The 5639-nt window shown below is 31.7% G+C and carries 5 protein-coding genes and 1 pseudogene; all 6 read left to right on the top strand.

The genetic code is table 11. The features are described 5' to 3' along the window. On the top strand, nucleotides 1-515 hold a 515-nt coding region (traM, locus tag WBY99_RS11425; protein WP_423976462.1), incomplete at its 5' end, for a conjugative transposon protein TraM. A 28-nt stretch (nucleotides 516-543) separates the two neighbouring features. After that, the gene (gene traN, locus WBY99_RS11420; RefSeq protein WP_423976461.1) at nucleotides 544-1419 is read left to right on the top strand and encodes a conjugative transposon protein TraN; all 876 of its coding nucleotides are present in this window, start codon (nucleotides 544-546) and stop codon (nucleotides 1417-1419) included. Nucleotides 1420-1466: 47 nt separating this feature from the next. Then, the gene (locus WBY99_RS11415) at nucleotides 1467-3455 is read left to right on the top strand and encodes a type IV secretion system DNA-binding domain-containing protein (protein WP_423976460.1); all 1989 of its coding nucleotides are present in this window, start codon (nucleotides 1467-1469) and stop codon (nucleotides 3453-3455) included. A gap of 32 nt (nucleotides 3456-3487) precedes the next feature. After that, nucleotides 3488-4294, top strand: a complete 807-nt coding sequence (locus tag WBY99_RS11410; RefSeq protein WP_423976459.1) for a peptidoglycan DD-metalloendopeptidase family protein — start codon at nucleotides 3488-3490, stop codon at nucleotides 4292-4294. 33 nt (nucleotides 4295-4327) lie between these two features. After that, nucleotides 4328-5041, top strand: coding sequence for a hypothetical protein (locus WBY99_RS11405; RefSeq protein ID WP_423976458.1), 714 nt, complete (start codon nucleotides 4328-4330; stop codon nucleotides 5039-5041). A gap of 65 nt (nucleotides 5042-5106) precedes the next feature. After that, nucleotides 5107-5639 (top strand): annotated as a pseudogene (locus tag WBY99_RS11400) (hypothetical protein); the annotation flags it as partial.

The raw sequence follows: 5639 nt of genomic DNA, 5'->3' as shown, positions 1-5639 counted from the left end.
GTTTTAATTCAATCTCAAAAAAACAAGAAAATAATTTTATCAAAGCGGTAATTGATGAAAATTTAAAAGGATTTCTCGGAAGCCGAATTCGATTCCGACTGCTGGAAGATATTACAGTAGGAAAACACAGCATTACAAAAGGAACAATTTTATACGGTCAAATTTCCGGATTTACCTTACAGAGAGTTAATCTCAATGTTATTTCAATTTTAAATAACGGAGAAATCCTACCAATAAATCTCACTGTTTTTGATAATGACGGAATGCAGGGATTATATGTCCCTCAAAGTGACTTCCGGGAAATGCTTCGGGAAATGGGAAGCAATTCCGTACAAGGAACTCAACTTGATAGTGGTGGCGAAGGTTTTTTTACAAGCATGATGTCTGGGTTATTTACTTCTACTTCACAAACTATTTCAAATATCATTAGAAAAAACAAAGCAAAACTAAAATACAATTCTTACATCTTCCTTATTAACGAAAAAGAACTTAAAAAAAATGAAATCGAAGATTAACTATTACCAATTAAAAAATAAAAATAAAATGAGAAAAACGATTAAACATATGAAAAATTTACTCTTTGGATTATTCCTTTTTTCTGCAACAACAGTTTTTGCACAAACAGGAACTCCCGAAAAACGTTTAAATGACCTTCCACAAATAGATATTACAGAAGGTGTAAGTCTCCATATTATTTCACCCGAACCAATACAATTTGTGGATTTATCAACCGCTAATCTTACTGGAGATTTGCCGGCAGAAAATATTGCAAGAATCAAAATTACCGATGAACCCGAAAAGGGTACAGAAACCAATAGTAAAGCAATTGACAAAAATAATTTAGGAGTTATCACGATTGTTTGCCAATCATTTATGGTACAATATAAAGTGAATTATTTGAGCTACAAAAGAGATGCGGTTGCCAATATCCAAATTCAGCCGGAAGATATGCAACCATTAGAATATCCGAAAATGGCTTTTTCAAATATGGAACTTCACAACTTTTCCTTGGATATTATTAGAAATAAAAAAACAAATAAACCTATTCGAGAAGAAAAAGATTTAAAGCTTACCATGCAGATTAATAATGTGTATGTTGTGAATGACTACATCTTTTTGGATATGACATTTTCAAATTCTTCTAACTTAAGTTTTGACATTGATGGTCTTAATTTCTCGGTTGAAGACAAAAAAATCTACAAAGCGACCAACAATCAAAGTATTGAAATTAAACCTGTTTTTCAATTGTTTAATCAAAAACAGTTCAAGAAAAATTACCGAAATATTTACGTCTTCAAAAAATTTACTTATCCGAACAGTAAAGTTTTGAAAATTCGACTGATCGAAGAACAATTATCAGGAAGAACGATAGAAATGACCGTGAAGTATTCGGATATTTTAAATGCTGATACATTTTAATTCCAGATTTGAACCTGACAACTATCAACTGACAACTATCAACCAAAATGCAAGAACAACAAAACCAAATCAAAATTTATGGCTTTTTCCAAAAGATGGTATATTTTATCGTCACTTTGGATTGTGCCACTTTATTTTTTCTTTCTGCAAAAATTCCACTTCTATCAGAGCTTTTAGGGAATTTCTCTAAAATGGGAATTTTCTATCCGCCCCTAAATGCAAAGTTTGCAACCGTAGTTTTAATTGCATTGATTGCCGTGGGAACAAAGGCGAAGAAAAAAATGGATTTGAATATTGCAAAAAATATCATTTTGCCAATTCTTGTTGGACTTGCAATGATGTTTGGTTCTTTGCTTTTAACTTCTGAAGCTGCAAATAATGCATTGCCAAGAATACTTCCTCATTTGAATTTATATCAAGTTCTTTACATCCTTTTATCATTCATTGGAGCATTAGTCGCACAAATAGGTGCCGATAGCATTTCAAAATTAATGCAGCAGAAAATGGGTAAAGACCGATGGAATATTGAAGAAGAAAGTTTTGCTCAAAATCAAGAATTGGTACAAACTGATACCTCGATTAACATTCCTTATTTATTCAGATTTAATAAAAGAATCAATAAAGGTTGGATTAATATCAATCCATTTCGGGGAACGATGGTCATTGGAACACCCGGTTCGGGTAAATCTTTCGGAGTTATAAATCCTGCGATTCGGCAAATGATTGCGAAAGGATTTTGCCTTTGTATTTATGATTTTAAATTTCCCGATTTAGGGCAAATTGCTTACTATCACCATCTTTTAAAAAAGAAAAACGATTCTGATTACAAACATGATTTTCATGTAATCAATCTTAATGATGTTGAAAAATCAAAAAGGGTCAATCCATTTAAAAAAGAATATGTAAAAACATTGGCGGAAGCGCAAGAAATGGCAGAAGCAATGGTGTCGTCACTGCAAAAAGGAGGTTCAAGTGGCGGTGGCGGTTCTGAAGCATTCTTTACTCAATCTGCCATTAACTTTCTCTCGTCTTGCATTTATTTCTTTGCAACGTTCGAAAACGGAAAATATTCCGATTTACCACACATATTGGCTTTCATGAATAAAAGCTACAAAGAAATTTTCGATACTCTTTTTACGCATGAGGAATTGGAATCTTTGTTATCTCCTTTTAAAACAGCTTATGACAACAAAGCATTCGACCAATTAGAAGGACAAATCGGAACTTTGAAAATTTTTCTTTCCCGGTTGGCAACAAAAGAAAGTTTTTGGGTTTTCTCCGGTGATGAAGTGGAATTGAAAATTACTGACAAAGAAAATCCTTCCATTATGATTTTGGCTTCTGATCCCGGAACACAGGATATTAATTCCGCTTTGTATTCGGCGGTTCTGAACCGGACTTTACGTTTGATTAATTCTAAACACAATTTACCCGGCGGAATTATTGCGGATGAGTTTCCAACCATTTACATTCATAAAATTGATAATGTAGTAGCAACCGCTCGAAGTAACAGAGTTGCAGTAATGCTTGGTTTGCAAGAATTACCACAGCTGAGACAATTTTATAAAAAAGAAATTGCAGATACCATTTCTGCAATTGTCGGAAATATTCTTTCCGGTTCTGCAAGAGATAAAAATACTTTGGATTGGTTAGAAAAAATGTTTGGCAAAATCAAACAAAAAACATTCTCTCAATCTATTTCACAACAAGGAACTACAACCTCTATCAATGAGAAAATGGATAATATGATTCCTGCCGGAAAAATAGCTGCTCTTAGAACTGGAGAAATGGTTGGAATAATTGCCCAAGGTGAAGAAAATGACACTGAAGAATTTAAAACTTCAGCACTCAGTGGAAAAATAAATCTTGATATGGCAAAAATTAAAGAAGAAGAGCAAAATTATGTGAAAATGCCAATCTACTATTCATTTGTCGATAAAAAAGGAAGCGATCGGAAAGAAGAAGTTCTCATGACTAATTACCGAAAAATTAACAAAGAAGTTGAACTCATTGTAAATGAAATGATTAAAGCCTAAAAATAATGAAAATAAAATTTACACTTAAAAAAATGCTATTTGTTGGAATTATTGGGTGCAGTTATCCTGTATTTGCGCAATTTAATACACTCAAGCCTTCTACTGCAAAACAGAATCAAAACTTTCCCAAAACCGAAGAAATTAAAGTTGAGAAAAAGGAAAATGATGAAAATGCAGAAAGAAAAAAATCAAAAAAACTTTTTAGAAACTCAGCTACAAAAGCTGATTTAAAGCGAGAAATTGATTCTTTAAAAAATCAAATGATAAAATTTGGGATTTCAAAGAATGAAAAATTGAAAGCTGATTACACAAAACTTGAAGATTCACTTTCTGAATTAACTAAAAAAAATGTTGGTTCAAATAATAAAAATTATTTCCAACAATTCGAATTTATTGATGATGAACCCACTAATTTGAAAATATTCATGCCAGTAAACAAAAAAATAACAATTTCATCACCTTACGGTTCTCGAATTCATCCAATTATCGGGGATAGAAAATCTCATAACGGAATTGATTTGCCTATTTCTTACGAACCTGTCTATTCTGTTCTTGATGGAATTGTAACCGAAGCTGGGTGGGATTCTAAAGGAGGTGGAAATTACATCAAAATTCAACATTTCAATCGTTTTGAAACTTCATATCTCCATTTATCACAGATTTATTATAGAGTTGGGGAATTTGTAAAAGCAGGTTTTGTAATTGCAAAAAGTGGAAATTCCGGAAATTCCACAGGTCCACATTTACATTTTGGAGTGAAAGAATATGGAAACTACATAAACCCTATTCACTTTTTAAATGATCTTGTTAGAGCCAATAAATTAATGGCAACTTATTAATGAAAAATAACACTAAAAAATAAACAAAATATTATGAAAAATGAAACTTTACCTACCGAAGATTTGAAAAAATTTGGGATCATTAATGAAGATAATACCTTTTCGAAAAAACTTACTTCAGAAGATATTGCAAAATTTCTGCAAGGTTATACGATCGTGGCAGATAACGAGAAAAACAGAGCAACTTTTCAACTGGTTGATGATAACAGTCAACTAAAAGTGATTTTTTTAGAAAGAGATAAAAATCTTTCGGAAATCATTGAAAATAGCAAGGAGCAAGTACAATATTCTGATATTCAGACAAAGTATGACCCGAACGATGCGAAGAATAGTGCTCAAGTTAATTGGACAAAATCTGCTTTCATTTTCGATAAACAAACGAATAAAGTTGTCGAATTTGATTTGATTAAAAATTTGACTGAACTGACTGCTATCATTGCAGATAAAAAGGATGTTCTTGAAACAAATCGTTATAAAAACGAATTGCTGAAACTAAAAGAATTCCTTCAAGAGAAAATGGATAAATACCCTGAAATCGCAAAAGAAATCACCAACGATTTGAACATTGTTTCGAAAGAAATCAATACAGTAAATGCAATTTCTCTGGATTCTAAACAAATCAATAAAGAAGGGAAAAATGATATTCAACTCAATGTCAATGATCCGGATTTGTATGAAGATGTAAATCGATTCAGGGAAGAAGAACAGGATGAGAAAAATCAGAAATCAAGAGGATTCACAAGATAATTGAGAAAATAAAAAATCAGAGAATAATTATACAAAAAATCATTAACAATCAAAATCCAAACATTATGGAAACACAAAAAGAATTCGACCAAGTAGCGTATTTAAAAAATCAATTGAAATACCTTGGTTTCGGCGAAGATGAAAAGCTTCACAAAGATTTAGAAAAAGGAATCAAGTCTAAAAAACAACAGTTTGAAATTAAAACCACTTCCGACAAAACATTACCTGGAAATAAGGTTGATTTTATTTTAAAATTCAATAAAACTGAAAATGGCGGCGTTTTTCTCAATTCTTACCATGCAAATTTGAAAAATGAGAAAGGCGAAGATATTTCTCACAATTTTCCAGTAAGCAAGGAAAATACGTTTACAGCAAAAGAAGCTATTAATATTTTGGAAGGTCGCAGCGTGAAAATAGAATTTCACAATCCCAAAAGTGAACAATTAGAACCTGCTTTTGTCCAATTCAATTTTAAAGAACCAAAATCCGAAAAGGGAAATTATTACTTCCAGAATTTCTACAAAAATTATGGTGTGGATACTGCTAAAATTGTCGAAAAATCAAATCTCATATTTGATAAACCGGAATGGAAGGATAG

Source organism: Kaistella sp. (genome assembly GCF_049588135.1).
In the GTDB taxonomy this organism is placed as follows: Bacteria; Bacteroidota; Bacteroidia; order Flavobacteriales; family Weeksellaceae; genus Kaistella.
The sequence above is the reverse complement of the archived record's forward strand: the minus strand, read 5'-3'. Positions and strand labels throughout refer to the sequence as shown.

Excerpts from the sequence above, each read along its gene's own strand:
- WBY99_RS11405 (WP_423976458.1), top strand. The coding sequence starts at position 4,328 with ATGAAAAATGAAACTTTACCTACCGAAGATTTGAAAAAATTTGGGATC.
- WBY99_RS11410 (WP_423976459.1), top strand. The coding sequence starts at position 3,488 with ATGCTATTTGTTGGAATTATTGGGTGCAGTTATCCTGTATTTGCGCAA.
- traN (WP_423976461.1), top strand. The coding sequence starts at position 544 with ATGAGAAAAACGATTAAACATATGAAAAATTTACTCTTTGGATTATTC.
- WBY99_RS11415 (WP_423976460.1), top strand. The coding sequence starts at position 1,467 with ATGCAAGAACAACAAAACCAAATCAAAATTTATGGCTTTTTCCAAAAG.